Source organism: Methylovorus sp. SPW-M1, from assembly GCF_053848825.1.
In genome coordinates this window covers 2,316,750-2,343,056 of the sequence record NZ_CM132626.1, presented here as the reverse complement: position 1 = coordinate 2,343,056, position 26,307 = coordinate 2,316,750, and the positions used below count along the sequence as shown (strand labels likewise).

20 protein-coding genes, 3 tRNA genes and 3 rRNA genes are annotated in these 26,307 nt (G+C 54.4%); 17 read left to right on the top strand and 9 right to left on the bottom strand.

The annotated features are described in order from the left end of the window. Positions 1 to 10: 10 nt before the first annotated feature. Genes ACWWD9_RS11050 through ACWWD9_RS11020 form a run of 7 tightly spaced genes read right to left on the bottom strand, consistent with a single transcriptional unit; the run spans position 11 to position 5,586 of the window. A complete protein-coding gene (locus tag ACWWD9_RS11050; protein WP_455867039.1) occupies positions 11 to 1,288 on the bottom strand; it encodes a dihydroorotase in 1,278 nt (425 codons plus the stop codon). After that, on the bottom strand, positions 1,285 to 2,238 hold the full coding sequence (locus ACWWD9_RS11045; protein ID WP_013441458.1) for an aspartate carbamoyltransferase catalytic subunit: 954 nt from the start codon (positions 2,236 to 2,238) through the stop codon (positions 1,285 to 1,287). Before ACWWD9_RS11045 ends, ACWWD9_RS11050 begins: the two co-directional genes overlap by 4 nt. Continuing rightward, a complete protein-coding gene (gene pyrR / locus ACWWD9_RS11040; RefSeq protein WP_015829494.1) occupies positions 2,238 to 2,735 on the bottom strand; it encodes a bifunctional pyr operon transcriptional regulator/uracil phosphoribosyltransferase PyrR in 498 nt (165 codons plus the stop codon). Before pyrR ends, ACWWD9_RS11045 begins: the two co-directional genes overlap by 1 nt. A gap of 23 nt (positions 2,736 to 2,758) precedes the next feature. Beyond that, on the bottom strand, positions 2,759 to 3,277 hold the full coding sequence (gene ruvX, locus ACWWD9_RS11035; protein WP_455867038.1) for a Holliday junction resolvase RuvX: 519 nt from the start codon (positions 3,275 to 3,277) through the stop codon (positions 2,759 to 2,761). A 32-nt stretch (positions 3,278 to 3,309) separates the two neighbouring features. Beyond that, a complete protein-coding gene (locus ACWWD9_RS11030; RefSeq protein WP_013441461.1) occupies positions 3,310 to 3,870 on the bottom strand; it encodes a YqgE/AlgH family protein in 561 nt (186 codons plus the stop codon). Positions 3,871 to 3,892: 22 nt separating this feature from the next. Next, complete coding sequence (gene ribBA / locus ACWWD9_RS11025) at positions 3,893 to 5,008, bottom strand: bifunctional 3,4-dihydroxy-2-butanone-4-phosphate synthase/GTP cyclohydrolase II (protein ID WP_049757271.1); 1,116 nt, start codon at positions 5,006 to 5,008, stop codon at positions 3,893 to 3,895. Next, on the bottom strand, positions 4,981 to 5,586 hold the full coding sequence (locus ACWWD9_RS11020; protein WP_015829496.1) for a riboflavin synthase: 606 nt from the start codon (positions 5,584 to 5,586) through the stop codon (positions 4,981 to 4,983). The genes ribBA and ACWWD9_RS11020 overlap by 28 nt, the downstream gene beginning before the upstream one ends. A gap of 146 nt (positions 5,587 to 5,732) precedes the next feature. Between ACWWD9_RS11020 and ACWWD9_RS11015 the strand changes: the two genes are divergently transcribed. The 16 genes from ACWWD9_RS11015 (at position 5,733) to rrf (ending at position 22,221) form a co-directional block, all read left to right on the top strand. Next, positions 5,733 to 7,001, top strand: a complete 1,269-nt coding sequence (locus tag ACWWD9_RS11015; RefSeq protein ID WP_455867037.1) for a lipoprotein-releasing ABC transporter permease subunit — start codon at positions 5,733 to 5,735, stop codon at positions 6,999 to 7,001. Beyond that, positions 6,994 to 7,698 carry a lipoprotein-releasing ABC transporter ATP-binding protein LolD gene (gene lolD / locus ACWWD9_RS11010; RefSeq protein WP_013441465.1) on the top strand — a complete coding sequence of 235 codons (705 nt, stop codon included), beginning with the start codon at positions 6,994 to 6,996 and terminating at the stop codon, positions 7,696 to 7,698. Before ACWWD9_RS11015 ends, lolD begins: the two co-directional genes overlap by 8 nt. 12 nt (positions 7,699 to 7,710) lie before the next feature. Continuing rightward, positions 7,711 to 10,092: a DNA internalization-related competence protein ComEC/Rec2 gene (locus ACWWD9_RS11005; RefSeq protein ID WP_455867036.1), complete on the top strand. Its 2,382-nt coding sequence runs from the start codon at positions 7,711 to 7,713 to the stop codon at positions 10,090 to 10,092. Positions 10,093 to 10,285: 193 nt separating this feature from the next. Next, positions 10,286 to 11,371, top strand: a complete 1,086-nt coding sequence (locus tag ACWWD9_RS11000; protein WP_013441467.1) for a type I glyceraldehyde-3-phosphate dehydrogenase — start codon at positions 10,286 to 10,288, stop codon at positions 11,369 to 11,371. A gap of 166 nt (positions 11,372 to 11,537) precedes the next feature. Next, a complete protein-coding gene (locus ACWWD9_RS10995; protein ID WP_013441468.1) occupies positions 11,538 to 12,143 on the top strand; it encodes a MotA/TolQ/ExbB proton channel family protein in 606 nt (201 codons plus the stop codon). Between the two features lie 13 nt (positions 12,144 to 12,156). Beyond that, positions 12,157 to 12,579, top strand: a complete 423-nt coding sequence (locus ACWWD9_RS10990) for an ExbD/TolR family protein (RefSeq protein ID WP_015829500.1) — start codon at positions 12,157 to 12,159, stop codon at positions 12,577 to 12,579. Between the two features lie 90 nt (positions 12,580 to 12,669). After that, complete coding sequence (gene msbA, locus ACWWD9_RS10985; protein ID WP_455867035.1) at positions 12,670 to 14,424, top strand: lipid A export permease/ATP-binding protein MsbA; 1,755 nt, start codon at positions 12,670 to 12,672, stop codon at positions 14,422 to 14,424. Between the two features lie 30 nt (positions 14,425 to 14,454). Beyond that, positions 14,455 to 15,450, top strand: coding sequence for a tetraacyldisaccharide 4'-kinase (lpxK, locus tag ACWWD9_RS10980; protein WP_455867034.1), 996 nt, complete (start codon positions 14,455 to 14,457; stop codon positions 15,448 to 15,450). Between the two features lies 1 nt (position 15,451). After that, positions 15,452 to 15,631, top strand: coding sequence for a Trm112 family protein (locus tag ACWWD9_RS10975; RefSeq protein ID WP_455867033.1), 180 nt, complete (start codon positions 15,452 to 15,454; stop codon positions 15,629 to 15,631). Positions 15,632 to 15,633: 2 nt separating this feature from the next. Beyond that, on the top strand, positions 15,634 to 16,398 hold the full coding sequence (kdsB, locus tag ACWWD9_RS10970) for a 3-deoxy-manno-octulosonate cytidylyltransferase (RefSeq protein ID WP_455867032.1): 765 nt from the start codon (positions 15,634 to 15,636) through the stop codon (positions 16,396 to 16,398). A gap of 191 nt (positions 16,399 to 16,589) precedes the next feature. Continuing rightward, positions 16,590 to 16,666 (top strand) — tRNA-Met (locus tag ACWWD9_RS10965). Positions 16,667 to 16,972: 306 nt separating this feature from the next. Next, a 16S ribosomal RNA gene (locus tag ACWWD9_RS10960) occupies positions 16,973 to 18,517 on the top strand. Positions 18,518 to 18,591: 74 nt separating this feature from the next. Further along, a tRNA-Ile gene (locus ACWWD9_RS10955) sits at positions 18,592 to 18,668 on the top strand. A gap of 14 nt (positions 18,669 to 18,682) precedes the next feature. Continuing rightward, a tRNA-Ala gene (locus ACWWD9_RS10950) sits at positions 18,683 to 18,758 on the top strand. Positions 18,759 to 19,056: 298 nt separating this feature from the next. Next, positions 19,057 to 21,937: ribosomal RNA gene (locus tag ACWWD9_RS10945) — 23S ribosomal RNA — on the top strand. 170 nt (positions 21,938 to 22,107) lie between these two features. After that, positions 22,108 to 22,221, top strand: a 5S ribosomal RNA gene (gene rrf / locus ACWWD9_RS10940). The 16S, 23S and 5S rRNA genes sit together here with 3 tRNA genes alongside, the layout of an rRNA operon. A 148-nt stretch (positions 22,222 to 22,369) precedes the next feature. On the opposite strand, the gene glgX is transcribed toward rrf, so the two are convergent. Continuing rightward, a complete protein-coding gene (gene glgX / locus ACWWD9_RS10935; RefSeq protein WP_455867031.1) occupies positions 22,370 to 24,424 on the bottom strand; it encodes a glycogen debranching protein GlgX in 2,055 nt (684 codons plus the stop codon). 376 nt (positions 24,425 to 24,800) lie between these two features. Next, positions 24,801 to 25,622: a ParA family protein gene (locus tag ACWWD9_RS10930; protein WP_455867030.1), complete on the bottom strand. Its 822-nt coding sequence runs from the start codon at positions 25,620 to 25,622 to the stop codon at positions 24,801 to 24,803. A 142-nt stretch (positions 25,623 to 25,764) separates the two neighbouring features. Between ACWWD9_RS10930 and msrA the strand changes: the two genes are divergently transcribed. Then, complete coding sequence (gene msrA / locus ACWWD9_RS10925; protein WP_013441477.1) at positions 25,765 to 26,307, top strand: peptide-methionine (S)-S-oxide reductase MsrA; 543 nt, start codon at positions 25,765 to 25,767, stop codon at positions 26,305 to 26,307.

The window sequence follows — 26,307 nt, the reverse complement described above, 5'->3', positions numbered from 1 at the left end:
CTCGGACGAATTATGCGGCCTGATAAACCAGCTGGCCGTTGACCAGGGTATAGCGTACCTTGCCCCGCAAGTGCAGCCCCAGGAAGGGGGTATTTTTGCCCTGGCTTTGTAGCGCATTGGCTTCCACTTTCCACTCCTGTGCCCGGTCAAGCAGACAAAGGTCGGCGTCTGCGTGCAAGGATAACTCGCCCGCTGGAATATCCAGTATGGCCGCTGCCTTGGTGGTGACGGCGGCAAGAGCCTGGGTCAGTGGAATATTCTGCTCATCAGCCCATTTGCATACCAGGGGCAACAACAACTCCAGCCCGGTGGCCCCGGCTTCCGCTTCCCCAAACGGTTGCAGTTTGGCGTCGTCATCCACGGGCGTGTGATCCGAGCAAATGGCATCAATGGTGCCGTCGATGACGCCCTGACGCAGGGCATCGCGATCGCGCTGGCCGCGCAATGGCGGACGCAGGTGGCAGTTGGGGTCAAAGTATCCGATGTCATGCTCTGTCAGGTGTAGGTGGTTGATGCTGACATCGCAGGTAACAGGCAGGCCTTGCCGCTTGGCTGCGCGCACCATTTCCACACCTTCCGCCGTGGAAAGTCGGCACAGGTGGATGCTGGCGCCTGTTTCGCGGGCAATGGTCAGGATGCTGGCAATCGCCAGCGTTTCCGCTGCCGCCGGGATGCCTTTGAGGCCGAGGCGGCTGGCGACTTCGCCGTCGTGAGCTGTGCCGCCGCTGGCGAGGTAAGGTTCTTCCGGCCGCAGCCAGATGGTATAGCCAAAGGTGGCGGCGTATTGCATGGCGCGCCACAACACCTGGGTGTCGGTAATCGCGACATCGGCTTGCGAAAAACCTACACAACCGGCCTCGGTCAGTTCGGACATTTCAGTCAGCTGTTTGCCCTGCAACTGGCGCGTAATGGCGCCCAGCGGATACACATGGGCCAGGTGCAATTGCTTGGCCTTGTGCTTGAGCATTTCCACCAGGCCGGGTTCATCCAGCACCGGATCGGTATCGGGCGGGCAGGCCAGGCTGGTAACACCGCCAGCGACGGCGGCCTGCATTTCACTTTCCAGCGTGGCTTTGTGCTCAAAGCCGGGCTCGCGCAGGCGGGCGGACAAATCCACCAGTCCGGGCAACACCAGCAAGCCGCTGGCATCCAGAGTCTGTGTCGCTTCGAAGCCAGCAGGGCCGCTGCCTATGCCGACGATCTTGCCTGCGGCAATGTAGATATCCTGCGTGGTGTCGATGTTGTTTTTGGGGTCGATCAGGCGCCCGTTTTTAATCAGTATTTTCATGCGCTGTTTCCTGCAAGCATGGACATGACCGCCATGCGTACGGCGATACCATAAGTGACCTGGGGCAATATCACGGATTGTTTGCCGTCGGCGACGGCGGAGTCGATTTCTACCCCACGGTTCATGGGGCCGGGATGCATGACAATGGCATCCGGCTTGGCGAGGGCCAGTTTTTCCGGGGTCAGGCCATAACACTTGAAGTACTCCTGCGCGCTGGGTAGCAGGGCGCCACTCATGCGTTCGTTCTGCAGGCGCAGCATCATGATCACATCCACATCCTTCAGGCCTTCGCGCATGTCGTGATACACCTGCACGCCCAGTTTTTCTACGTGCTGCGGGAGCAGGGTCTTGGGCGCGATGACGCGCACTTCAGGCACGCCCAGCGTGGTCAGGGCATGAATCTCGGAGCGGGCCACGCGCGAATGCAGCACATCCCCTACTAGCGCCACTCGCAGGTTGTGCATGTCCGGCTTGTAGCGGCGGATGGTGAATACATCCAGCAAGCCCTGGGTCGGGTGCGCATGGCGGCCATCACCGGCATTGATCACGTGGATATGCGGCGCCACATGCTGCGCGATCAGGTGAGCAGCACCGGATTGCGCGTGGCGGATGACGAACATGTCGGCGTGCATGGCCGTGAGGTTGTCTATGGTGTCCAGGATGGTCTCGCCCTTGGATTGCGACGAGGTGTTGACGTTGAGGTTGATCACGTCAGCGGACAGGCGCTTGGCGGCAATCTCGAAGGTAGTGCGGGTGCGCGTGCTGTTTTCGAAGAAGATGTTGCACACGGTTTTTCCGCGCAGCAGCGGCACTTTTTTCACTTCGCGCTCGGCCACCCCGACAAAGGATTCCGCGGTATCCAGAATCTGGTTAAGGATGGCGCGCGGCAGGCCTTCGGTAGACAGCAGGTGTCGCAGCTTGCCATCCGGGGTAAGTTGGGGGTTAAGCATCAGAGGCTGTCTTTCAGTTCAAAATGGAAACGGCCGTCTTCCGATTGCAGCAGTTGCAAGTTCTGGCTTACGGGCAGTGGAATATCGGCCGCGACAATCTGCGGCACGATGGGCAACTCTCGGCCACCCCTGTCCACCAGTACCGCAAGGCTGATGCTGGCTGGGCGGCCGTAATCAAACAGCTCGTTCATGGCAGCGCGTATGGTGCGGCCAGTATGAAACACATCGTCAACCAGGATGATGTGCTGATCCTGTACATCAAAGGGAATCTGCGATGGCTTGTTTTCAGCACGCAGGCCACGCTGGTCGAAATCATCCCGATAAAACGAGATATCCAGCGTTCCGCGTGCCACTGGGCGGCCCAGCAGTGGCAGCAGGCGGTCTACCAGCCAGACCCCACCACTGTGAATACCTACCAGTGCAGTGTTGTCGGTGATGAGCGGTTTCAGCTTTTGCAGCAGCACCTCAAAGGTGGCTTCGGCGTCAGGCAGTATCATGGTGATGTGCTCTATTCATGGTGTCATTCGCTCCCCGCATGCGGTTGCGCGACGGAGAGGGAAGACAATGTGTCAAAGTAGGATTGCAAGATATGTTGGGCGGCCACCTGATCCAGCATGACTTTCTGCTTGCGGCCATATACGCCGCTTTCATTCAGCGAGCTGCTGGCTTTTGCCGAGCTCAGGCGCTCATCTATCATGACCACGGGCAAACCAAAGCGGCCATCAAGCCGGCGCGCAAATTTGCGGCACAGCAGGCTGGTGGCATGCTCTTCGCCATCAAGCGATAGCGGCAGGCCGACAATTAACACGGTAGGGCGCCACTCGTTGATCAGCGTGGTAATGGCGGCAAAGCGCACATCGTTGGCTTCACTTTCGATGGTGGTGAGCGGGTGGGCGATGCCCAGCAGATGTTCGCCTACGGCCACGCCTATGCGTTTTTCGCCAAAGTCAAAAGCCAGCGCCGTTCCCTCTGAGGTGAGCAGCAATTGCTTGGCGGGATCGTTGTTGATGGTATTGAGGCGAGGGGTGGCGGTCTGCATGCGCTCAGGCAGGAAGAGAAGTAGGGGCCATATCAGGCATGCCCGGCCTCTTCCGAAAGCTTGGCAAAATCAAGCCCCAGCAGTTGCATGGCCGCGGTGAGTTTGTTTTCACTGGGCAGGTCAAACAATACCGTGTCGTCGGCAGGGACGGATAACCAGGCATTCTGCGCCATTTCCTGCTCCAGCTGCCCGGCAGCCCAGCCGGAATAGCCCAGCGAGATGAAGATTTTTTCTGGCCCCGTGCCATTGGCGACGGCTTCCAGCACATCTTTCGAGGTGGTGAGCGTCGTCTTGCCATTGATGGAGATGCTGGACTGCCAGTCGCCGGGCGGCTGGTGCAGCACAAAGCCGCGGTCTATCTGTACCGGCCCGCCAAAGTGCACGGCACTGGCGGCCATCTCTGCATCGTCCAGCGACAGATTGATCTGGCTGAACAGTTCCTGCAGCGTCATCTCGGTCGGGCGGTTGATCACGATGCCCAGCGCACCATCCGCATTGTGCTCGCATATATAGGTGACCGACTTGGCAAAATTGGGGTCGGCCATGGCGGGCATGGCAATGAGAAAGTGATTGGTAAGATTGACGTTTTCCACGGTTCCAATTATCGCATAAATATCAGGTCGGGGAAGCTTCCAGATAGCCAACGACTTCCAGCCCGAAGCCGGTCATGCTCGGCATTTTGCGCGGGGCTGCCATCAATCGCATTTTGCGTACACCCAGGTCCAGCAGGATTTGCGAGCCTATGCCGTAATTCCGCAGATCCTGCTTGTGCCGGATGGACTGATCCGCACGCTGGATGCGGTCGACCAGATCACTGCCGTGTTCGTCGCCACGCAGCAGTATCATCACGCCGCATTCGGCCTGGCTGATGGTCTCCATGGCTTTCAGGGTGTTCCAGGAGTGCGAGCAGCTGGAACTGTCGAGCAGGTCGAATACCGACAGCGGCTCGTGCACGCGCACCAGCACTTCTTTCGATTCATCTGGTGCGCCTTTGATCAGCGCCAGATGGGTCTGGTCATTGATGCGGTCTGTGTAGGCAATCAGTTGCAGCGGGCCGTAAGGCGTCTGCACCGTGCGCTCGGCGCTGCGCTGTACCAGGCTTTCGGTCTGGCTACGGTAGTGAATCAGGTCGGCAATGGTGCCGATTTTGAGCTGGTGTTCGCGCGCGAATTCAATCAGGTCAGGCAGGCGGGCCATGCTGCCGTCGTCCTTGAGGATTTCGCAGATGACGCCAGCCGGCTCCAGACCCGCCAGGGCGGCAAGGTCACAACCCGCTTCTGTGTGGCCGGCGCGTACCAGGACGCCACCATTTTCTGCCGTGAGTGGGAAGATGTGCCCGGGGCTGACGATGTCGGCCGGACTGGCGTTGCGGGCAACGGCAGCCTGCACTGTGCGTGCGCGGTCTGCGGCCGAAATGCCGGTGGTGACACCTTCGGCAGCTTCAATCGACACGGTGAAGGCGGTGCCCAGCGGCGCGCCATTTTTCTGCACCATGGGTGGCAGTGCCAGCTGCTGGCAGCGGTCTTCGGTCAGGGTCAGGCAGATCAGGCCGCGACCATATTTGGCCATGAAGTTGATGTGCTCGGGCGTGGTGAATTGCGCGGCCAGTACCAGATCACCTTCGTTTTCGCGGTCTTCCTCGTCCACTAGAATGACCATGCGGCCCTGACGAATGTCCTCGATAATGTCTTTGGTCGGGCTGATCACGCACTTTCTCCTTCGGTTTTCCATTGCGCCATGCGCTCTACGTAACGGGCGATCATGTCGACCTCCAGGTTCACCCGGCTGCCCACGCCCAGGCTCTTGAGCGCGGTCACTTCTATCGTATGGGGAATCAGGTTCACGCTGAACACATCGCCATCCACGCTGTTGACCGTTAGGCTGACCCCATCAATCGTGATGGAACCCTTGATGGCGATATAGCGCGAAATGGCATGTGGCGCGCGCACGGCCAGCAGCATGCAATCTCCCGCCGGCTCGAACCGCACGACCTGGCCGACGCCATCCACATGGCCGCTGACAATATGGCCGCCCAGACGGTCGGAAAAGCGCAGGGCTTTTTCCAGATTGACGGGTTTGACGTTATCCAGACCGACCGTGCAGTTGAGGGTTTCGCGCGAGACATGCGCCTGAAAATGGCTGGGACTCAGGCTGACGGCGGTGAGGCACACGCCATTGACGCAGATGCTGTCGCCAATGGCAACATCACCAAGATTCAGTGCGGTGGCGTCTATCGTCAGCTTGACATCGCTGCCGAGGGTGTCGACTTTTTCGATACGGCCTACCGCTTGGATGATTCCGGTAAACATGAGAGTGTAAGGGCTCCAGAATGTAAAGGTTTGCTATGCCTGCCCGGGCGCATTGGTCCACACGGGCAAGGCATGCTGTTTATGCTGATCACAGCCTTGCATAATTTTAGCAGAATGGCGCCTGTTCCCTGCTAGAATTCGGCGCTATGGCTATTAAATTCACTACATTGCCGTACGAGATTTTCGTCGGCCTGCGCTATACACGCGCCAAGCGTCGCAATCACTTCATCTCCTTCATTTCCATGACCAGTATGATAGGCATAGGCCTCGGTGTGGCTGCGCTGATTATCGTGCTGTCGGTCATGAATGGTTTTCAGGAGGAGTTGCGCTCGCGCATTCTGGGCGTAGCTTCGCACATGCAGATCAGCGGCGTCGATAATAAGCTGGCCGACTGGCCTATCCTCGCCAAAGAGGTGGAGCATGCGCCCCATGTGCAGGCCGTAGCGCCGTACATCATGGCGCAGGGCATGCTTTCCTACGGGCAATCGGTGCAGGGCGCGATTGTGCGTGGCGTGCTGCCGGTGGATGAGGATCGGGTGGCGGACCTGGGCCGCCATATGCGCGCAGGCAAGCTGACCGATCTCAAGGAAGGCGAGTTCGGCATTGTGCTGGGAGCCGAGCTGGCGCAATCGTTAGGGGTGATACTGGGCGACAAGGTCGTGGTGCTGGCGCCGCAAGGCCAGTTCACGCCGACGGGTATCGTGCCGCGCATCAAGCAGTTTCGCGTGGTAGGTATTTTTCAGATTGGCATGTACGAATACGATGCGGGCCTGGCCTTGATCCACATGGCGGATGCCGCGAAGCTTTATCGCATGGGCAGCGATGTCTCCGGCGTCCGGCTCAAGCTGGATGACCTGTTTGCTGCGCCGCGTGTCACCACGGCACTGGTGGCGCAATTGCAAGGTAAGGGCAATTATTACATCAGCGACTGGACCGAGCAGCATGCCAATTTCTTCCGCGCCGTGCAGATGGAAAAGCGCGTCATGTTCATTATTCTGGCGCTGATTGTCGCGGTGGCCGCCTTTAATATCGTCTCCACGCTGGTGATGGCGGTGACCGACAAGCGCGCCGACATTGCCATCATGCGTACCTTTGGTGCCAGCCCCTCCAGCATCATGCAGATATTCATCGTGCAGGGCGCGCTGATCGGCGTTATCGGCACGGTTTTTGGCGCGATTTTCGGCGTGGGGATTGCGCTCAATATCGAAACCATCGTGCCCTTCATTGAACGTACTTTGGGCATCCAGTTTTTGGCCAAGGACGTGTATTACATCAGCGAGTTGCCATCGCACCTGCTGTGGGGCGATGTCGCGGTGATTACCGTCATGTCTTTTATATTAAGTCTGCTGGCCACGCTTTACCCAAGCTGGCGCGCAGCGCGCATCAATCCGGCGGAGGCTTTGCGTTATGAGTAATGAAGTGATTGCATGTAGCGCCTTGCGCAAAACCTATGCCGGGCTGGATGTCGCGGTACTGAACGGTATTGATCTGCATGTGACACAGGGCGAGCAGGTGGCGATTGTGGGCACCTCCGGTTCTGGCAAAAGTACGCTGCTGCATCTGCTCGGCGGGCTGGATGCCGCCAGCGCAGGCGAAGTGCGGGTGATGGGGGAAAAACTGGCAGACCTCAGTGAGGCGCGCCGCGGTGAGCTGCGTAACCACGCCCTGGGCTTTGTGTACCAGTTTCACCATCTGCTGCCCGAATTCACCGCGCTGGAAAACGTCGCCATGCCCTTGTTTATCCGCCGCATGCCACGGGCAGAAGCGCTGGCAGCTGCTGCTGAAACGCTTACCCAGGTCGGGCTGGCGCATCGTCTGGAACATATGCCGGGCGAGCTTTCCGGCGGCGAGCGGCAACGCGCTGCGGTAGCGCGGGCGCTGGTGACCAATCCGCGTTGCATACTGGCGGATGAACCGACGGGCAATCTGGACAGACATACGGCCAACGCGGTGTTTGATCTTTTGCTGGAGCTGAATGCGCGGCAAGGCGTCAGCCTGGTGGTGGTCACGCATGATCTCGAACTTGCCGCCAAGATGCAGCGCCAATACCGCTTGCAGGATGGTCAGCTGATCAGCACCGGTGCTGATCATTCCTCGTCTGTTTCCGTTTGACCCTGCCCTGACATGATTACCCAGGCGCTCGCGTTTACTGCTGGCGCCTGGGTACTGCAACAACTCCCTTCGCTCCCTCTACTTTGGCCGGTCGGCCTTTTACTTATATTTCTGACAGCTCTTTGCTGGTATTTGCCTGCGCATATTCGGCAGGTGGTTCTATGCCTGCTTGCCGCCGTATGCGGTTTTGCCTGGGCCGCATGGCTGGCGCAGGCGCGCTTGGCCGATGCCTTGTCCCCGGAATGGGAGGGCCGTGATATTGCGGTGGTGGGGGTGGTCGCTAGCTTGCCCGAGCAGCGCGAACGTGGCGTGAGCTTTGCATTTGATGTTGAGCAGGTATTAACGCCAGCCGCCAGAGTGCCAAATCGCATCTCGCTGAATCTTTATCGACACAATGCCTTTGGCTCACGAGATTCCGGTACAGGAGAGAGCGCATCGCCAGCGGAGAAGCAGGCCGCCATACCGCAAATACACGCCGGTGAGCGCTGGCAATTGACTGTCCGGCTCAAGCGTCCGCATGGCAGTGTGAATCCGCATGGCTTTGATTTTGAACGCTGGGCACTGGAAAACGATCTGCAGGCATTCGGCTATATCCGCACCCGCAGCGAATATCGGCGCCTGGACGATATGGTATGGCGCCCGGCCTATGTGGTGGAGCGGGTGCGTGAGCACCTGAATGCACGCATCGCCCAGGTCTTGCCCGGAAGGCCCGCCATGCCATTATTGCAGGCGCTGGTGACGGGTGATGATAGCGGCATCACCACTGCAGATTGGGATGTGTTCTTGCGCAGTGGTGTGAACCATTTGATCAGTATTTCCGGTTTGCATATCACTATGCTGGCCAGTCTGGCGTATTGGGCCGTGTATGCGGGCTGGCGCCGCAGCTACCGGCTGAATCTGCTGCTGCCAGCACGCAAGGCAGGTATCATCCTGGGCTGGCTGGTGGCGTTGCTTTACTCGCTGGTGGCCGGGTTTTCGGTGCCCACCCAGCGTACCTTGTACATGTTGACGGTGTTTGCCATTGCCTTGTGGCTGGGGCGGCGATTCGGCATTGCAAGGGTACTGGCGTGTGCCTTGCTGGTCGTGGTGCTGATCGACCCCTGGGCGGTGATGGCACCGGGTTTCTGGTTATCATTCGGTGCAGTGGCGGTGATGGCGTTTGCCGGAGCATATCGTATCGGCATGCTGGCCAAATGGCGCCAGGCGGTGCATGCCCAGTGGGCGGTGACGCTCGGCTTGTTACCCCTTTTGCTCTTGCTGTTTCAGCAAGTATCGCTGGTGTCGCCGCTGGCAAATGCCATCGCCATTCCGGTGGTTAGCCTGGGCGTGGTGCCCCTGGCCCTGGCCGGTACCTTGTTGCCGATTGATAGTCTGCTTTGGCTGGCGCATGCCTTGATGCAGTTTGTTACCCAGGCCATGCATTGGCTCGCCGTATCGCCATGGGCAGTATGGCAGCAGCAGGCGCCCCCTGCGTGGTCGCTATTGCCCGCCATGGCGGGTATTTTCTGGATGCTGTTGCCAAGAGGATTTCCATTGCGTTGGCTGGGGTGGATGGGCCTGCTGCCCATGCTGCTGATCCGCCCGGAGCCGCTGCCGGATGGGGCCATGCGCGTGGTGATGCTGGATGTGGGGCAAGGTATGGCAGTGGTGGTTCATACCGCCCGGCATACCTTGCTTTACGATACCGGGCCGCGTTACTCCGCGGAAAGCGATGCTGGGCGGCGCGTTATCCTGCCGTATTTGCGTGGAGAGGGCATCGTCCGGCTGGATGGGCTGGTCGTGAGCCACAATGACAATGATCATAGCGGCGGATTGCAGGCTGTGGCGGATGTGTTGTCCCCGCAGTGGATGCTGAGCTCCTTGCCTGCCGAGGCGGTTCCGCTGCAAGTCAAACAGCACAGAGCCTGCCAGACGGGCCAGCGCTGGCAATGGGATGGCGTGGTATTTGAAATGCTGTATCCGGATGTGACCAGCATGGAACAGGTGGATCTGCAGGATAACAACCGCAGTTGCGTACTGAAGATAAGCAGCCGCTACGGCAGCATATTGCTGGCTGGCGATATTGAAAAAAGCGCAGAGGCTCGCCTGCTGGATGCGGCGGGTGACCGTGTGGTCGCAGATGCCTTGCTGGTGCCGCATCATGGCAGCCGCACCTCGTCTACGCCTGCATTTGTGGCGGCCGTGCATCCCGCGATTGCCTTGTATGCCGTCGGCTATCGCAATCGATTTGGGCACCCCAAGGCCGAGGTAATGGCGCGCTACCATGGACTGGGCGCGCAGGATTATCGGTCAGATCGCGATGGCGCCATCCTGCTCGACTTTTTGTCGGTCGAGGGAATCGCCGTGCATCGCTGGCGACAGCAATCCATGCGCTATTGGTATGCGCGTGATTAAGCGCGCCTGTATACAGTCCTTGTCTCATAAGTAATACCTATCGCTTTTTTCTCCACAAACATGCGGATTCATCGTAAAGTTTGGCTCGGTGCTGCCGAAGTATCTATAAGACAGGGTACGCATGCATGGGGATACGCAGTAATGCATGGTGGCAACGAAAAAATAAACAAAAATCGAGACGGAGTAGCTTGATATGACACCCTTGCGCGTTGGCATTGCAGGACTGGGCCGCATAGGCCGCGGTATTTTACGAGCGAACCACGCTGCATTGGCCGAGGGGCGTTTCGATATCAAGGTCGTATGTGATGTGATGCCCATCGATCAGGTGGCTTATCTGCTCGCGCACGACACCACCTATGGCAAACCGCCATTTACCCTGGATTTTCAAGGCAACGATCTGATTCTTGGCGACAAGCGTATTCGTTACGAGCGCGTTGATCGCCGCCGCCGCCCCACCGAAGACAGCTTTGCCGCACTGCGTGAGTTTGATCTCGATGTCTTTATCGATGCGACCGGCACGGCATCCATTGCCGATTTGCGTGCCGTTATCGAGCGCAAGGTGGCGCGAAAAGTGGTGTGCACGGCCAATATCGCCGGCTGTGATATGAGCATGGTCTACGGCGTCAACCACGAACAGTATGATCCCCTGCAGCACGACATCATTGCCTCCAATACCTGTACTGGCAATGCGCTGGCGCCTGTGGCCTATGTGCTGCAAAAGCATATAGGCATTGAGTATGCCAGAGTCATTACCATACACCCAGCGCTGTCCGATCAGCGCGCGCTGGACGGATATCACCCCACTTCGCATCTGGGCCGTGCCTGCGCGGCTTCCATTCTGCCAACCAGTACCAATGTCGCCGCTTCTACCGTGCTGGCCTTGCCGGAGCTTGAAGGCAAGCTGGACTCCCTGTCATATCGTGTGCCGACTGAAATCGTGTCTATTATCGATATAACCGCGACGCTGACCCGCGACACCTCGCGCGATGAATGTATTGAGTTGTTTGAAAAATATGCCAGGGGCGATCTTAATGGCATTGTTCAATGTGATTACGGCGCCTGGGGACATCAGCGCGCCAGCATCGATTATCTCGGCACGGAGTTTTCCGCCATCCTGCAAATGCGGCATCTCACCGTGAGCCATGGGCGACAACTGGGCCTGACGCTGATGCATGACAATGAGGTGGCTTACTGTTGCCGCGTGCTGGATGTGCTGGGGGTAATTGATCGTGTAAAGGCGGCCAGCAAACTCAAACTGGTGGAGCCCTTGCGCGCCTGAGGAAGTTTTGGCATAGACATCATGCCTTTATCTGAAAGCCGGACACCTTGTCCGGCTTTGTCATTCCTGCGTTTGGCGAAGCGCTTGCCAGTTGTAAGTTTGCTTGCTGAAAACCGGCTCGCACGCTAAAGTATTGCCACTTTTGATCATCCTTTGGAGCCTCACTGTGTGGGAAATTATTCTAGCGGCCGGCTGGCCGATTTGGCCGCTGATTATCGCTTCTATCATTGCTGTTGCGATTATTGTTGAGCGTTTGTGGGCATTGCGTGCCGAATTGATTGCACCTAGCAACCTGTTGCCGGAAGTGCAGCGTTGGCTGGGCCAGGGGGGTGTTAACAAGGAAACCTTGATCAAGTTGCAACAACATTCCCTGCTGGGGCAGATTTTCGCCAGTGCCCTGGCCAATGTGGATTCTTCTCGCGAAGTCATGAAAGAAGCGATTGAAGAGTCCGGCCGTGCCGTGGCGCACAAGCTGGAAAAATACCTCACTACACTGGGTACCATCGCCACTGTCAGCCCGCTGCTGGGTCTGCTGGGTACGGTGATCGGGATGGTCGAACTCTTTGGTGCCTTTACCGCGACTGGCCATGATGTGGCTCAGTTTGCCCGTGGTATTTCCGTCGCGCTGTATAACACGGCAGGTGGTATTGTCGTGGCGGTACCCGCGATGATTTTCTACCGCTATTTCCGCGGCAAGGTAGATGGCCTGATTGTGGAAATGGAACAGCAAGCCGTCAAGCTGGTGGAACTCATCCACGGCGAACGTAAATAAGCGAGCAGACACCATGAATTTTCAACGCGGAAAAAAGCACGAAGATCTGGAAATGAATCTGGTGCCGTTGATCGACGTGTTGCTGGTCATTATTATCTTTCTGGTCGTCAGCACGACGTTCTCGCGCGTGAGTGAGTTGCAGATCAACCTGCCTACTGCAGAGGCAACGCCGCCAGAGCAAAAGCCGCTGATCGTGAATGTAGGTGTTGATGCCAGCGGGCATTATGTGGTGAATGACAAGCCGGTGAGCGATACCAGCGTGGCTGGTCTTGGCATCGCATTGCGGCAGGCCGTCGGTAACGGCAAGGAGCCAACCATTGTGATCAATGCCGATGCCAACAGCACGCACCAGTCTGTGGTGAATGTCATGGAAGCCGCGCGGCAGGAAAACTATACCCATATCAACTTTGCTACACAGGTAAAGTCTGGCTCCTGATTCTGACGCACGTTTACCTGTTCGGGTAACTCCACTATCCTGGTTTGCCCGCCATTTGGCGGGCAAACCTTTTAACAGTCCCTGAGATTTATGTCCAAAAAATCCTCCCGCCGAGCCCCGGTTGCTTCCGAGCATAACGCCAGAATCCTTTATCTGCGATTGCTCGGCTATACCCGTAAATTCTGGGTGGCCATGTCGCTCACCATTCTGGGCCTGGTCGTGCTGTCAGCGACGAATACCGGTTTTCTGGCAACCATCAAGATGGTGACGGATGAGGGCTTTGTCCAGCGCGACAGCACCAAGCTGGCATTGTTGCCCTTGATGCTGTTCGGGCTGCTGGCCTTGCGCGCGTTTGCCGGGTTTGTCTCTGCATTTGGCATGCGCTGGGTCTCGCGCCGCGTGGTCGAAAGTTTGCGTCTGGATGCATTTCGCCGATTGATGGCATTCCCGGTCAGTTATTTTGATGCGAATTCAGCCGGGATGGTGACCTCCAAGCTGACCTACGATACTGAGCAGATTGCCAAGGCATCGACCAATGTGGCGGTGGCGGCGGTGCGGGATACCCTGACCATTATCGGCATGGTGGGCTACATGCTCTACCTCGACTGGAAGCTGACGATGATTTTCGTCATCGTGGTGCCATTGATGGTGTTTTACCTGAAGATCATGACGCCCAAGCTGCGTCAGGCGAGCCGTGTGGTGCAGGAGTCCATGGGCGATTTGACGCAGGTGATTGAGGAGGCTGTGTCCGGTCAGCGCGTAGTCAAGATTTTTGGCGGTGCCGATTACGAGTTTCAGCGGTTTGCCAAAGTGGCCGGGCGCAACCGCTATACCTTGATCAAGATGGCGCGCCTGTCCAGTCTTAATAGTATGGTGATTGAGGTGCTGGCGGGCTTGGCGCTGGGGCTGGTGGTTTACTATGCCATTGGCAATTTTACCGCGGGCGAGTTTGCTGCCTTTATTGGCGCCTTGTTGATGCTGATCGCGCCTATTAAAAGCCTGACCGGCATGAATGAGGATATCCAGACCGGACTTGCGGCCGCGGAAAGTGTGTTTGCCTTGATTGATTCGCCGGTAGAGGTAGATACAGGCACGCGTGAAATTGGGCGCGCGCGCGGCTTGATCGAGTTTCGTCATCTGGAATTGCATTATGAGAATGCCAAACGCGCCGCCTTGAGTGATCTCAACTTCACGGTAAACCCCGGTGAAAAACTGGCCCTGGTGGGTCGTTCTGGTGGCGGCAAGACGTCGTTAGTGAATTTGCTGCCGCGCTTTTATGAGTATCAGCAGGGCGAGTTGCTGCTGGATGGTCTGGATACCCGGGAGATGAGTTTGCATAATTTGCGCGCGCAATTCTCACTGGTGAGCCAGGATGTCATTCTGTTTAATGACACCGTGTTCAATAATATTGCTTACGGTGTGTTGCGTAATGCGTCGGAGGCGGATGTCATCGCCGCAGCCAAGGCGGCGCATGCATGGGAGTTCATCCAGCAATTGCCCGAGGGCCTGCAAAGTGAGATTGGCGACCGCGGTGTTCGCCTGTCTGGCGGTCAGCGCCAGCGCCTTGCGATTGCCCGTGCGATTTTGAAGGACGCCCCAATTCTGTTGCTGGATGAGGCGACCTCTGCACTCGATACGGAATCCGAACAGCATGTGCAGGCGGCCCTGGACGAACTGATGCGCAATCGGACCACCATTGTGATTGCCCACCGTCTGTCCACTATTGAAAATGCAGATCGCATTCTGGTGATGGATCATGGCCGGATTGTCGAAAGCGGTAATCATCAATCCTTGCTGGCGCAGGAAGGCTATTATGCCAAGCTGTATCAAAAGCAGTTTCACTAAGTTGTACTGTGTAAGCGAGGCCTGAGCCCGATGAAGGCGAAATTGGCTACCTTTATCCAGCAACAATGGACACGTACCGGCGTCTGGCATCTGCTGCTGATTCCTTTATCCTGGCTTTTTGCTGCTTTAAGCAGTCTCCGGCGGCTGGCCTATCAATATAGCCTTCTCCCTTCATTTCGCCTGCCCGTGCCCGTGATCGTGGTCGGCAACATCAGTGTGGGCGGGACAGGAAAAACGCCTCTCGTCATCTGGCTGGTCAAGCAATTGCAAGCAGCGGGTTTTCACCCTTTGATCGTAAGCCGCGGCTATGCCGCCTACGCCGATGTTGTCGATATCAGGCAGGTCCAGCCTGACAGTGATCCGGCGATTGTGGGAGATGAGCCCCTGCTGATGGCGCAACGCACGCAGGTCCCAGTCTGGATTGGACGCGAGCGTGCCAAAGTGGCGCAGGCTGCGCTGGCGAATTCTCCGGAGTGCAATGTGATCGTCAGTGATGATGGCCTGCAGCATTATGCATTGCAGCGCGATATTGAAATTGCGGTGGTGGATGCAGCCCGCCTGTTTGGCAATCGTCGATTATTGCCGGCCGGCCCGTTGCGCGAGCCGGTGGCGCGCTTGTCCGAGGTGGATGCCGTGGTGATGAATGGTGCCAATGGCGATGAGGCTGGCTTTTATATGCAACTGGTCAATCATGAACTGTATAACCTCAAATCACCTGCATCCACATGTGCGCTAAAGGTGTTTGAAGGTCAGGCTGTTCACGCTGTGGCCGGTATCGGCAATCCCCAGCGTTTTTTTACTCAATTGAAAAGCGCCGGGCTTGAAGTGATTGAGCACTCGTTTCCCGATCATCATGCCTTTGAGGCTTCGCAACTGGCATTTGGTGAGGATGTTCCCGTCATCATGACCGAGAAAGATGCCGTGAAGTGTGCCGTCTTTGCGCAACCCAACTGGTGGGTGATGCCTGTCGAAGCCGAGCTTTCGCCTGCATTTCTGCCACATGTTCTCAGTAAATTAGGAGTTTGATATGGATGCAAAATTACTCGACATCCTGGTGTGCCCCGTATGCAAGGGCCCTCTGGTATTTAAAAAAGAAGCACAAGAGCTTGTTTGCAAGCCTTGTCGTCTGGCCTATCCCATACGTGATGGCATTCCCGTCATGCTTGAAGAGGAAGCACGGCGCCTGGCGGGCACGGAAGAAGTCTGAATATGAAATTCAATGTCGTCATCCCCGCCCGGTATGCCAGCTCCCGTCTGCCCGCAAAGCCATTGCTCGACATCGCCGGCAAGCCGATGGTGATCTGGGTTGTTGAGCGCGCCCTGCAGAGTGGCGCTGAGCAGGTGATTGTGGCGACGGATCATGCCGATATCCTGCAAGCGGTGCAGTCTTATGGATATCAGGCCATCATGACGCGAGAGGATCATCCCTCCGGAACGGATCGTATTGCGGAGGTGGCGGCACATTTTGGATGGAGTGATGACACGATAGTCGTCAACGTGCAGGGCGATGAGCCGCTGATCGATCCGCTATTGATTAAAGAAGTCGCGACCAACCTGCGCGATCATCCAGAAGCGGCCATGGCAACGGCATGTCATGCCATCCATGATCGTGAGCAGATATTCAATCCCAACGTAGTCAAAGTAGTGACCGATAAGGATGGGCACGCGCTTTATTTCAGCCGCGCTCCTATTCCTTATGCTCGCGATGCTTTCCAGAGCGAGTCTTCACCAGAGGCGATAGTGGCATACCGGCATATAGGTATATATGCATATAAGGTGAGTTTCCTTAATGCATATAGTCTTCTTGAAGCCTGTTCCTTGGAGAAAACTGAAATGCTAGAGCAGCTGAGGGCGCTTTGGCATGGCTATAAGATCAGTGTTGCCGAGACTGCGCATGCCCCCGCTGCCGGGGTAGATACCCCGGCAGATCTGCTCAGAGTCCGGATGATGTTGAAAGACGCGGCGGCTGGCTAAAAAATCCCTAAAACCGCGTATTGGGCAAAGAGCAATTGATCTCCTTGATTATTAAGGAAATGGCATCTGGCGCCGCTTCAGGGGAGACGGGGGTTTAGTGGAAAACCTCAAAAGAGCGTTGACAGTGTCGTTTCTGCTTTGCTATAGTCTCACCTCTCGACGCAACGTACATAACGAAGCGACGAAGCGGACGCGGGGTGGAGCAGTCTGGCAGCTCGTCGGGCTCATAACCCGAAGGTCACAGGTTCAAATCCTGTCCCCGCAACCAAATAAACGAGTCTGAATTTAGTTGTTGACGAAACGTTTAAGCGCTGTATAATGCGCACCTCTCAACGGAAACGTTGATGAGTGAAAGCGAAGTAAGAAGTGCCTGCTCTTTAACAAACTGAACAATCGATAGGTGTGAGTGCTTGTGGTTTTGTGAAGTCGGCCCGGTAATGCCGGGTGACACTCAAGATACATAAGTGCTTAACACCTTGAATGAAACTTTGTAGAAATACCTAGATTCATTTGAGAATTAAGCCAAGCGACATACCGACCCCTTTATTGGGGTCACAAGTAATAGTTGGGAATTAAACTGAAGAGTTTGATCCTGGCTCAGATTGAACGCTGGCGGCATGCTTTACACATGCAAGTCGAACGGTAACAGAGAGAAGCTTGCTTCTCTGCTGACGAGTGGCGAACGGGTGAGTAATATATCGGAACGTACCGTATTGTGGGGGATAACTAGTCGAAAGATTAGCTAATACCGCATACGCCCTGAGGGGGAAAGTAGGGGATCTTCGGACCTTACGCAGAACGAGCGGCCGATATCTGATTAGCTAGTTGGTGGGGTAAAGGCCCACCAAGGCGACGATCAGTAGCTGGTCTGAGAGGACGACCAGCCACACTGGAACTGAGACACGGTCCAGACTCCTACGGGAGGCAGCAGTGGGGAATTTTGGACAATGGGCGCAAGCCTGATCCAGCCATGCCGCGTGAGTGAAGAAGGCCTTCGGGTTGTAAAGCTCTTTCGCAAGGAAAGAAAACTTACTCGCTAATACCGGGTGAGGATGACGGTACCTTGATAAGAAGCACCGGCTAACTACGTGCCAGCAGCCGCGGTAATACGTAGGGTGCGAGCGTTAATCGGAATTACTGGGCGTAAAGCGAGCGCAGGCGGTTTTGTAAGTCAGATGTGAAAGCCCCGGGCTCAACCTGGGAACTGCGTTTGAAACTGCAAGGCTAGAGTATGGGAGAGGGGGGTAGAATTCCACGTGTAGCAGTGAAATGCGTAGAGATGTGGAGGAATACCAATGGCGAAGGCAGCCCCCTGGCCTAATACTGACGCTCATGCTCGAAAGCGTGGGGAGCAAACAGGATTAGATACCCTGGTAGTCCACGCCCTAAACGATGTCTACTAGTTGTTGGTGGAGTAAAATCCATTAGTAACGCAGCTAACGCGTGAAGTAGACCGCCTGGGGAGTACGGTCGCAAGATTAAAACTCAAAGGAATTGACGGGGGCCCGCACAAGCGGTGGATTATGTGGATTAATTCGATGCAACGCGAAAAACCTTACCTGGCCTTGACATGCTACTAACGAAGCAGAGATGCATTAGGTGCCCGAAAGGGAAAGTAGACACAGGTGCTGCATGGCTGTCGTCAGCTCGTGTCGTGAGATGTTGGGTTAAGTCCCGCAACGAGCGCAACCCTTGCCAATAATTGCCATCATTTAGTTGGGCACTTTATTGGGACTGCCGGTGACAAACCGGAGGAAGGTGGGGATGACGTCAAGTCCTCATGGCCCTTATGGCCAGGGCTTCACACGTAATACAATGGTCGGTACAGAGGGTTGCCAACCCGCGAGGGGGAGCCAATCCCAGAAAGCCGATCGTAGTCCGGATTGCAGTCTGCAACTCGACTGCATGAAGTCGGAATCGCTAGTAATCGCGGATCAGCATGTCGCGGTGAATACGTTCCCGGGCCTTGTACACACCGCCCGTCACACCATGGGAGTGGGTTCTACCAGAAGTAGTTAGTCTAACCGCAAGGGGGACGATTACCACGGTAGGATTCATGACTGGGGTGAAGTCGTAACAAGGTAGCCGTATCGGAAGGTGCGGCTGGATCACCTCCTTTCTAGAGAAAATCCGAAGCTGCAAGCATTCACACTTATCGGTTGTTCAAGAGCACATCAAGGAATGGCCTTAGAAGGGTCTGTAGCTCAGCTGGTTAGAGCACCGTCTTGATAAGGCGGGGGTCGTTGGTTCGAGCCCAACCAGACCCACCAGATTCACCCGAGTAGGGGGATTAGCTCAGCTGGGAGAGCACCTGCTTTGCAAGCAGGGGGTCGTCGGTTCGATCCCGTCATCCTCCACCACTACCTTGATGAAGAAGTTAGAAATAAGTGCAGGTTGCTGTATTTATTTCTGGCTTTTAAAGCCGGATTGATCTTTAACAAAATGGAAGAAGTAAAGAGAACACAGGAACTTTGTGATGAGGTTCTGAGTGTTCAAATGGGTAATTGATTGCAGAAATCAAAACATTTGAGCTCGTTTAGTTCGAAAGAAATAAGCGGATTCAAATAAGTTGCTTTAGAAGCAAGCCTATAGCGGACCGACTACTACTCGTTGGTCGCGAGATTTGAGTTTAAAAGGGCTCAGGTTTTAACGTTATAGGGTCAAGCGAATAAGTGCATGTGGTGGATGCCTTGGCGATTACAGGCGATGAAGGACGTGGTAGCCTGCGAAAAGTCTCGGGGAGCTGGCAAATAAGCTTTGATCCGGGAATGTCCGAATGGGGAAACCCACCCGCAAGGGTATCGCTCTCTGAATATATAGGAGAAGCGAAGCGAACCGAGTGAACTGAAACATCTAAGTAGCTCGAGGAAAAGAAATCAACCGAGATTCCGGAAGTAGTGGCGAGCGAACCCGGAAAAGCCTGTTATTTTTAGCAGACGCGATAGTAGAACGGAATGGAAAGTCCGGCCATAGCGGGTGATAGCCCCGTATACGAAATCCCGTTTGTGGAACTAGGGTAACGACAAGTAGGGCGGGACACGTGAAATCCTGTCTGAACATGGGGGGACCATCCTCCAAGGCTAAATACTCGTAATCGACCGATAGTGAACCAGTACCGTGAGGGAAAGGCGAAAAGAACCCCGGGAGGGGAGTGAAATAGAACCTGAAACCGCATGCATACAAACAGTGGGAGCCTCGTAAGGGGTGACTGCGTACCTTTTGTATAATGGGTCAGCGACTTACATTCAGTAGCAAGCTTAACCGATAGGGGAGGCGTAGCGAAAGCGAGTCCGAATAGGGCGATAGTTGCTGGGTGTAGACCCGAAACCAAGTGATCTATCCATGGCCAGGATGAAGGTGCCGTAACAGGTACTGGAGGTCCGAACCCACTAATGTTGAAAAATTAGGGGATGAGCTGTGGATAGGGGTGAAAGGCTAAACAAACTTGGAAATAGCTGGTTCTCTCCGAAAACTATTTAGGTAGTGCCTCGTGTCTCACTCTTGGGGGTAGAGCACTGTTATGGCTAGGGGGCTCATAAGAGCTTACCAAACCATTGCAAACTCCGAATACCGAGAAGTGCAATCACGGGAGACAGACCATGGGTGCTAACGTCCGTGGTCAAGAGGGAAACAACCCAGACCGCCAGCTAAGGTCCCTAATGACGTGCTAAGTGGAAAACGAAGTGGGAAGGCACAGACAGCCAGGAGGTTGGCTTAGAAGCAGCCATCCTTTAAAGAAAGCGTAATAGCTCACTGGTCGAGTCGTCCCGCGCGGAAGATGTAACGGGGCTAAGCACGTAACCGAAGCTGCGGATGCATATTTATATGCATGGTAGGAGAGCGTTCTGTAGGCCTGCGAAGGTGTTCTGTGAGGAATGCTGGAGGTATCAGAAGTGCGAATGCTGACATGAGTAGCGATAAAGGGAGTGAAAAGCTCCCTCGCCGAAAGCCCAAGGTTTCCTGCGCAACGTTCATCGGCGCAGGGTGAGTCGGCCCCTAAGGTGAGGCAGAGATGCGTAGCTGATGGGAAACAGGTTAATATTCCTGTACCTCAATGTAATGCGATGTGGGGACGGAGAAGGTTAGGTCAGCCATCTGTTGGAATAGGTGGTTTAAGCGTGTAGGGAGATCCTTTAGGCAAATCCGGAGGGTCAATTCTGAGGCGTGACGACGAGTGCACTTGTGCACGAAGTGATTGATACCAAGCTTCCAAGAAAAGCCACTAAGCTTCAGTTATATTGAGACCGTACCGCAAACCGACACAGGTGGGCAGGATGAGAATTCTAAGGCGCTTGAGAGAACCCGGGAGAAGGAACTCGGCAAATTAGCACCGTAACTTCGGGAGAAGGTGCGCCCCGGTAGGTTGTAGAGATTTACTCTCGAAGGCCGATGGGGTTGCAGTGAAAAGGTGGCTGCGACTGTTTAATAAAAACACAGCACTGTGCAAACACGAAAGTGGACGTATACGGTGTGACGCCTGCCCGGTGCCGGAAGGTTAAATGATGGGGTGCAAGCTCTTGATTGAAGCCCCGGTAAACGGCGGCCGTAACTATAACGGTCCTAAGGTAGCGAAATTCCTTGTCGGGTAAGTTCCGACCCGCACGAATGGCGTAACGATGGCCACACTGTCTCCTCTCGGGACTCAGCGAAGTTGAAATGTTTGTGAAGATGCAATCTACCCGCGGCTAGACGGAAAGACCCCATGAACCTTTACTGTAGCTTTACATTGGACTTTGACAAGATTTGTGTAGGATAGGTGGGAGACTTTGAAGCAGGGACGCCAGTTCTTGTGGAGTCAACCTTGAAATACCACCCTGATGTTGTTGAGGTTCTAACCTAGGTCCATTATCTGGATCGGGGACCGTGTATGGTGGGCAGTTTGACTGGGGCGGTCTCCTCCCAAAGAGTAACGGAGGAGTGCGAAGGTAACCTAGGTACGGTCGGAAATCGTACTGATAGTGCAATGGCATAAGGTTGCTTGACTGCGAGACGGACAGGTCGAGCAGGTGCGAAAGCAGGTCATAGTGATCCGGTGGTTCTGTATGGAAGGGCCATCGCTCAACGGATAAAAGGTACTCTGGGGATAACAGGCTGATTCCTCCCAAGAGTTCATATCGACGGGGGAGTTTGGCACCTCGATGTCGGCTCATCACATCCTGGGGCTGTAGCCGGTCCCAAGGGTATGGCTGTTCGCCATTTAAAGTGGTACGTGAGCTGGGTTTAAAACGTCGTGAGACAGTTTGGTCCCTATCTGCCGTGGGCGTTGGAAGTTTGAGGGGGGCTGCTCCTAGTACGAGAGGACCGGAGTGGACGGATCTCTGGTGGACCGGTTGTCATGCCAATGGCATAGCCGGGTAGCTAAATCCGGAAGAGATAAACGCTGAAAGCATCTAAGCGTGAAACTTGCCTCAAGATGAGACTTCCCTGTGCTTTAAGCACACTAAAGAGTCGTTCGAGACCAGGACGTTGATAGGACGGATGTGGAAGTGCAGTAATGCATTAAGCTGACCGTTACTAATTGCTCGTGAGGCTTGATCCTATAACCTTGAAACTTGAGTTCAAGGTTGCTCTAAAGCGCAATCAATACGCATACTTTACTTCTTCTGTTTTTTAAAGACGCTTGTCTGCAAGGACAAGGTCAGCGTGTTCGAACGAACATGCAAAGCTTAACAGGGCTTGAATGCACCATCTCAAGCACTACCGGTTATGCTTGGCGGCCATAGCGAATTGGAACCACCCCTTCCCATCTCGAACAGGGCCGTGAAACGATTCTGCGCCAATGATAGTATACTTCTCGTATGCGAAAGTAGGTCACCGCCAAGCTTCCCATTAAAAAAGCCTCTGCTGATGCAGAGGCTTTTTGCTTTTGTGGTACTTGAAATCCATATTGCTAGAGCACTCCTCAGGACAGCGACCATGCTGTCCTGAGCTCTAAATGTACTCTGCTCATCATGCAAACCAAGCTGTGTATTTAGCTTGATGCAGTTTTGTACACATGAATCGAGCGTGCTGGTATTACTAAACTATCCTTTTGTTTTACCTCTTTGCCTTCACCCGATGAGCTCACCAGGAATTGCCATTGCTTGATTTCGCATTCCGGGATTGTGGCTTCTATTTCAATGTGCGAGGCATTGAATATCACCAGTATGCTAGCCTGGTGCTTGTCGACAGCCATGAGTTTCACGATAAGCGATTTATTGAAGGGGTCTTCCCATTGCTCGTTGGTCATTAGCTGACCGTTGACGTTGTACCATGCCACATCGGCATTCCCGTGTTTGTTCACGCCGGTTAAAAACTCTGCCCTGGAGATCGCATTATTTTCACGGCGTATCTGGGCCAGTAATCCGACAAGTTCGATCAAGGTTTTGTCAGGGTTTTGCCAGTCTATCCATCCAATTTCACTATCCTGACAGTAGGTATTGTTGTTACCGCCCTGGCTGTTGTGTAATTCATCCCCCGCTAACAGCATGGGGACGCCTTGCGAAAGAAATAATGTGATAAGGAAATTTTTCTTTTGCTGCAAACGCAACGCATTAATCTCGACATCTTCAGTTTCACCTTCTACACCACAATTCCAGCTTCTATTGTCATTGGCACCGTCGTTATTATCTTCGCCATTCGCCTCGTTATGTTTTTCGTTATAGGAAACAAGATCGTGCAATGTGAATCCATCATGGGCGGTTACGAAATTCACACTGGACCACGGACGACGATGCTGGGCGTCGAACAAATCACTCGATGCAGCAAATCGGCCTGCGAATTTGGCTAAACAGCCTTCATCCCCTTTCCAGAAATCACGAGTCACATCACGATAGTCGCCATTCCATTCCGAGAATCCAGGTGGAAACTCACCTAGTTGATAGCCACCCGGGCCGACATCCCAAGGTTCTGCGATGAGCTTGCAGCGGGACAATATGGGGTCTTGCAATATGGTATGGAAAAAAGGGTGGCGGGCTGTAAAACCAGTGTCCTCGCGGCCCAGGGTTAAGGCCAGGTCAAATCGGAACCCATCAACGCCATACACCGTCGTCCACATCCGCAGACTATCCATGACCATCTGCAATACTTTCGGGTGGGAGGTATTCAAGGCATTCCCGCACCCGGTCAGGTTGTCGTAATAGCGCGGTTCACCAGGCAGGGATCGGTAATAACTTAGATTGTCTATGCCTTTCCAGGATAAGGTAGGCCCCAGATGATTGCCTTCACATGTATGGTTGTAAACAACATCCAGAATCAACTCAATGCCGGCTTCATGTAAACGATCCACAGTCGTGGCTATTTCTTCGAGATCTCCGCTATGCAGGTAATCGGTCTCTGGGGCAAAGAAGGCCAGAGTGTTATATCCCCAATAATTTCTAAGATTACGCTCAATCAGATGCCTGTCCTGAGCAAAGGCGTGTATCGGCAACAACTCCAATGAAGTAATGCCGATGCGATGCATATGGTCAATCAAGGCAGGGTCTGAAAGGGCTGCAAAGCTTCCACGAATATCATCCGGTATGAGGGGATGCTTCATGGTCAGCCCTTTGACATGGGCCTCGTAGATAATGGTTTTGGGCCATTTGACTTGTGGTTTGTTTGATTTGGTCAGCGGCGCAGGATCCACCACGATCGCTTTGGGCATAAAGGCCGCGCTGTCGCGATCATCCATGCGGAGGTCCGCATCTTTGGATGGACTGAGCTGGTAGCCATACAGGGCATCATCCCACTGGATATCCCCGGAAAGCTTTCTCGCATAAGGATCGAGCAATAATTTGTTGCTATTGAAACGCTGCCCTTGAACAGGATCCCAAGGGCCATGAACCCGGTAACCATACAACTGGCCTGGCTGGATGTCTGGAATATAAACATACCAAACCCCGTTGGTGCATTCCGTGAGGTCTATTCGTTCAACTTCTTTGCCATCTGCGGAAAACAGGCACAAGGTCACACCTGTGGCATTATCAGAAAATAATGCAAAGTTAGTACCTTTTCCATCGTATGTTGCGCCCCGGGGGAAAGGGGATCCTTCTTTTATTGTGCGCATACTTTCCTCAAAACAGTAGGTGGATGACGAATGTTCAGTTTGGAACGTACTATCCGGATAAAGTTTATTCAGGGATTGCCGTATTAGGATTATCGACAAGCAATATAGCAACGCGATGAAGCATGGGCAGAAGCTCCGCCATGCTTTGTCATGGGGATGCTATTGCTGAGGTATAACAAGGGGGCGGGGCAATGGAAAGCAGGGTTGCAGCGAAATACGTATACCAGATACGAAGTAGAAATGGTGTGGTGGTAGACAATTTGCAGATATTCGGCCGAGACGAGACGGAGGCCCGCCTAAAACTGCAAAAAATGTACACGCACTGTGAAATTCTGGATTGTCGGGTGTTATCCGGTGGCAAAGCGCCGACTTCCAATTACGAAGATATACTGGACCTCTTGGTTAAATCCACATGAACAGCAGGATCAAGCTCTTCGCTCAGCTCAATCTTGCTGAGCTCCTGCAGTAGTGCCATATAGTCGTGGGCGCCCTTCGCCTGAGGGCTGTAGCTGAAAATATCCTGTTTGGCCTGGGGGCTTTCTGCGACCGCCACATTTTCCGAAATAACTGTCTGGCATAGCTCGTGAGCGAAATATTGCCGCGCGAGCTTTTCAACTTCGAACGTCATGCTTCTCCGTCTATCGTAACAAGTCAGCAAATAACGCCGAGGCACTCGACGTTTAAGCACATTCTCCAGCGCCTTCAATGTCTTCTCAACTTTCTGGGCCCCTTGCAGAGATAAAAAATCGGAAGCAATCGGCACGATAATCAAGTCTGCTGCAAATACCGCATTCAATGAAAGTACGCCCAGATAAGGGCAGCAATCCAGTAATATGCAGTCAAGATTGATCTTCTTCTCCAGCGTATCCAGTCCTGATCGCAGGCGATTAAGGATAGTGGGACCCTTGCCAAAAATACTATCGACCTTCACCAATTCCCGATGTCCGGGAATTAACAAGCCAGCGTCATTCCATGGCGTAGTGAGCTCATCAAGCGGTGTATTGTTCTGGTAAAAGCCAAATAAACTGCGCTGCGAACTGGGAAGGCCGTCGCTCAGGATTTCCGTGAGATGGCATTGGGGGTCCATGTCGATCAATAACGGCGATTGTTTCTGACTGAGCATGGCGGCTGCAAGATTAAGCACGGAGGTTGTTTTTCCTACGCCTCCTTTTTGATTGAATACCGCAATTCGACGCATGTAATTCCTTTTAAGGCATACAAAAGCTGAATCTGAAACCCGATCTTCGTGTAAAACAGAACTATCATACGATCAAGCCCACTAATTCGGTAGTAATTGATAGCAGCGATTTTTTCGTTTGCGATAACTGACAGGATGCGCCATGGTAAAAGAGTTGGATGTAGCAGTATTGGCGGGCGGTTGTTTCTGGTGCCTTGAGCCTGTGTTTTCACAGCTGGATGGCGTTGAGAAAGTCGTCTCCGGATACACGGGCGGGCATACATTGCAGCCGGACTACAAACAGGTGTGCCGCGGGGATACGGGGCATGCGGAAGCCATCCGTATCAGCTTCGATCCTGCGCGGATCAGCTTTTACGAATTGCTGGAAATCTTCTTTTTATCGCATGATCCGACGACGCCAAACCGGCAGGGAAATGATATTGGCACCCAGTACCGTTCGGCGATTTTCTGCCAGAATGCAGCACAGCGATCTACCGCCGAACAAATGATTGCCGAGCTCAATCAGCTGCATGTGTTTGCCTCGCCTATCGTCACCGAAGTTAATGATGCCGCCGTGTTTTATGCCGCGGAAGATTACCATCAGCAATACTATGAGCAACATCAGGAACAACCCTATTGCATGCTGGTTGCAGCCCCCAAGGTCGCTAAGATTCGCGCCAAATTCCCTGAAAAGATTCGCAACTGA

Coding starts and splice junctions, on each gene's coding strand:
- glgX (WP_455867031.1), bottom strand. CDS start 24,424: ATGCGCACAATAAAAGAAGGATCCCCTTTCCCCCGGGGCGCAACATAC.
- msbA (WP_455867035.1), top strand. CDS start 12,670: ATGTCCAAAAAATCCTCCCGCCGAGCCCCGGTTGCTTCCGAGCATAAC.
- ACWWD9_RS11005 (WP_455867036.1), top strand. CDS start 7,711: ATGATTACCCAGGCGCTCGCGTTTACTGCTGGCGCCTGGGTACTGCAA.
- ACWWD9_RS10990 (WP_015829500.1), top strand. CDS start 12,157: ATGAATTTTCAACGCGGAAAAAAGCACGAAGATCTGGAAATGAATCTG.
- lpxK (WP_455867034.1), top strand. CDS start 14,455: ATGAAGGCGAAATTGGCTACCTTTATCCAGCAACAATGGACACGTACC.
- lolD (WP_013441465.1), top strand. CDS start 6,994: ATGAGTAATGAAGTGATTGCATGTAGCGCCTTGCGCAAAACCTATGCC.
- ACWWD9_RS11000 (WP_013441467.1), top strand. CDS start 10,286: ATGACACCCTTGCGCGTTGGCATTGCAGGACTGGGCCGCATAGGCCGC.
- ruvX (WP_455867038.1), bottom strand. CDS start 3,277: ATGCAGACCGCCACCCCTCGCCTCAATACCATCAACAACGATCCCGCC.
- msrA (WP_013441477.1), top strand. CDS start 25,765: ATGGTAAAAGAGTTGGATGTAGCAGTATTGGCGGGCGGTTGTTTCTGG.
- kdsB (WP_455867032.1), top strand. CDS start 15,634: ATGAAATTCAATGTCGTCATCCCCGCCCGGTATGCCAGCTCCCGTCTG.
- pyrR (WP_015829494.1), bottom strand. CDS start 2,735: ATGATACTGCCTGACGCCGAAGCCACCTTTGAGGTGCTGCTGCAAAAG.
- ACWWD9_RS11015 (WP_455867037.1), top strand. CDS start 5,733: ATGGCTATTAAATTCACTACATTGCCGTACGAGATTTTCGTCGGCCTG.
- ACWWD9_RS11050 (WP_455867039.1), bottom strand. CDS start 1,288: ATGAAAATACTGATTAAAAACGGGCGCCTGATCGACCCCAAAAACAAC.
- ACWWD9_RS10930 (WP_455867030.1), bottom strand. CDS start 25,622: ATGCGTCGAATTGCGGTATTCAATCAAAAAGGAGGCGTAGGAAAAACA.
- ribBA (WP_049757271.1), bottom strand. CDS start 5,008: ATGGAAAACCGAAGGAGAAAGTGCGTGATCAGCCCGACCAAAGACATT.
- ACWWD9_RS11045 (WP_013441458.1), bottom strand. CDS start 2,238: ATGCTTAACCCCCAACTTACCCCGGATGGCAAGCTGCGACACCTGCTG.
- ACWWD9_RS11020 (WP_015829496.1), bottom strand. CDS start 5,586: ATGTTTACCGGAATCATCCAAGCGGTAGGCCGTATCGAAAAAGTCGAC.
- ACWWD9_RS10975 (WP_455867033.1), top strand. CDS start 15,452: ATGGATGCAAAATTACTCGACATCCTGGTGTGCCCCGTATGCAAGGGC.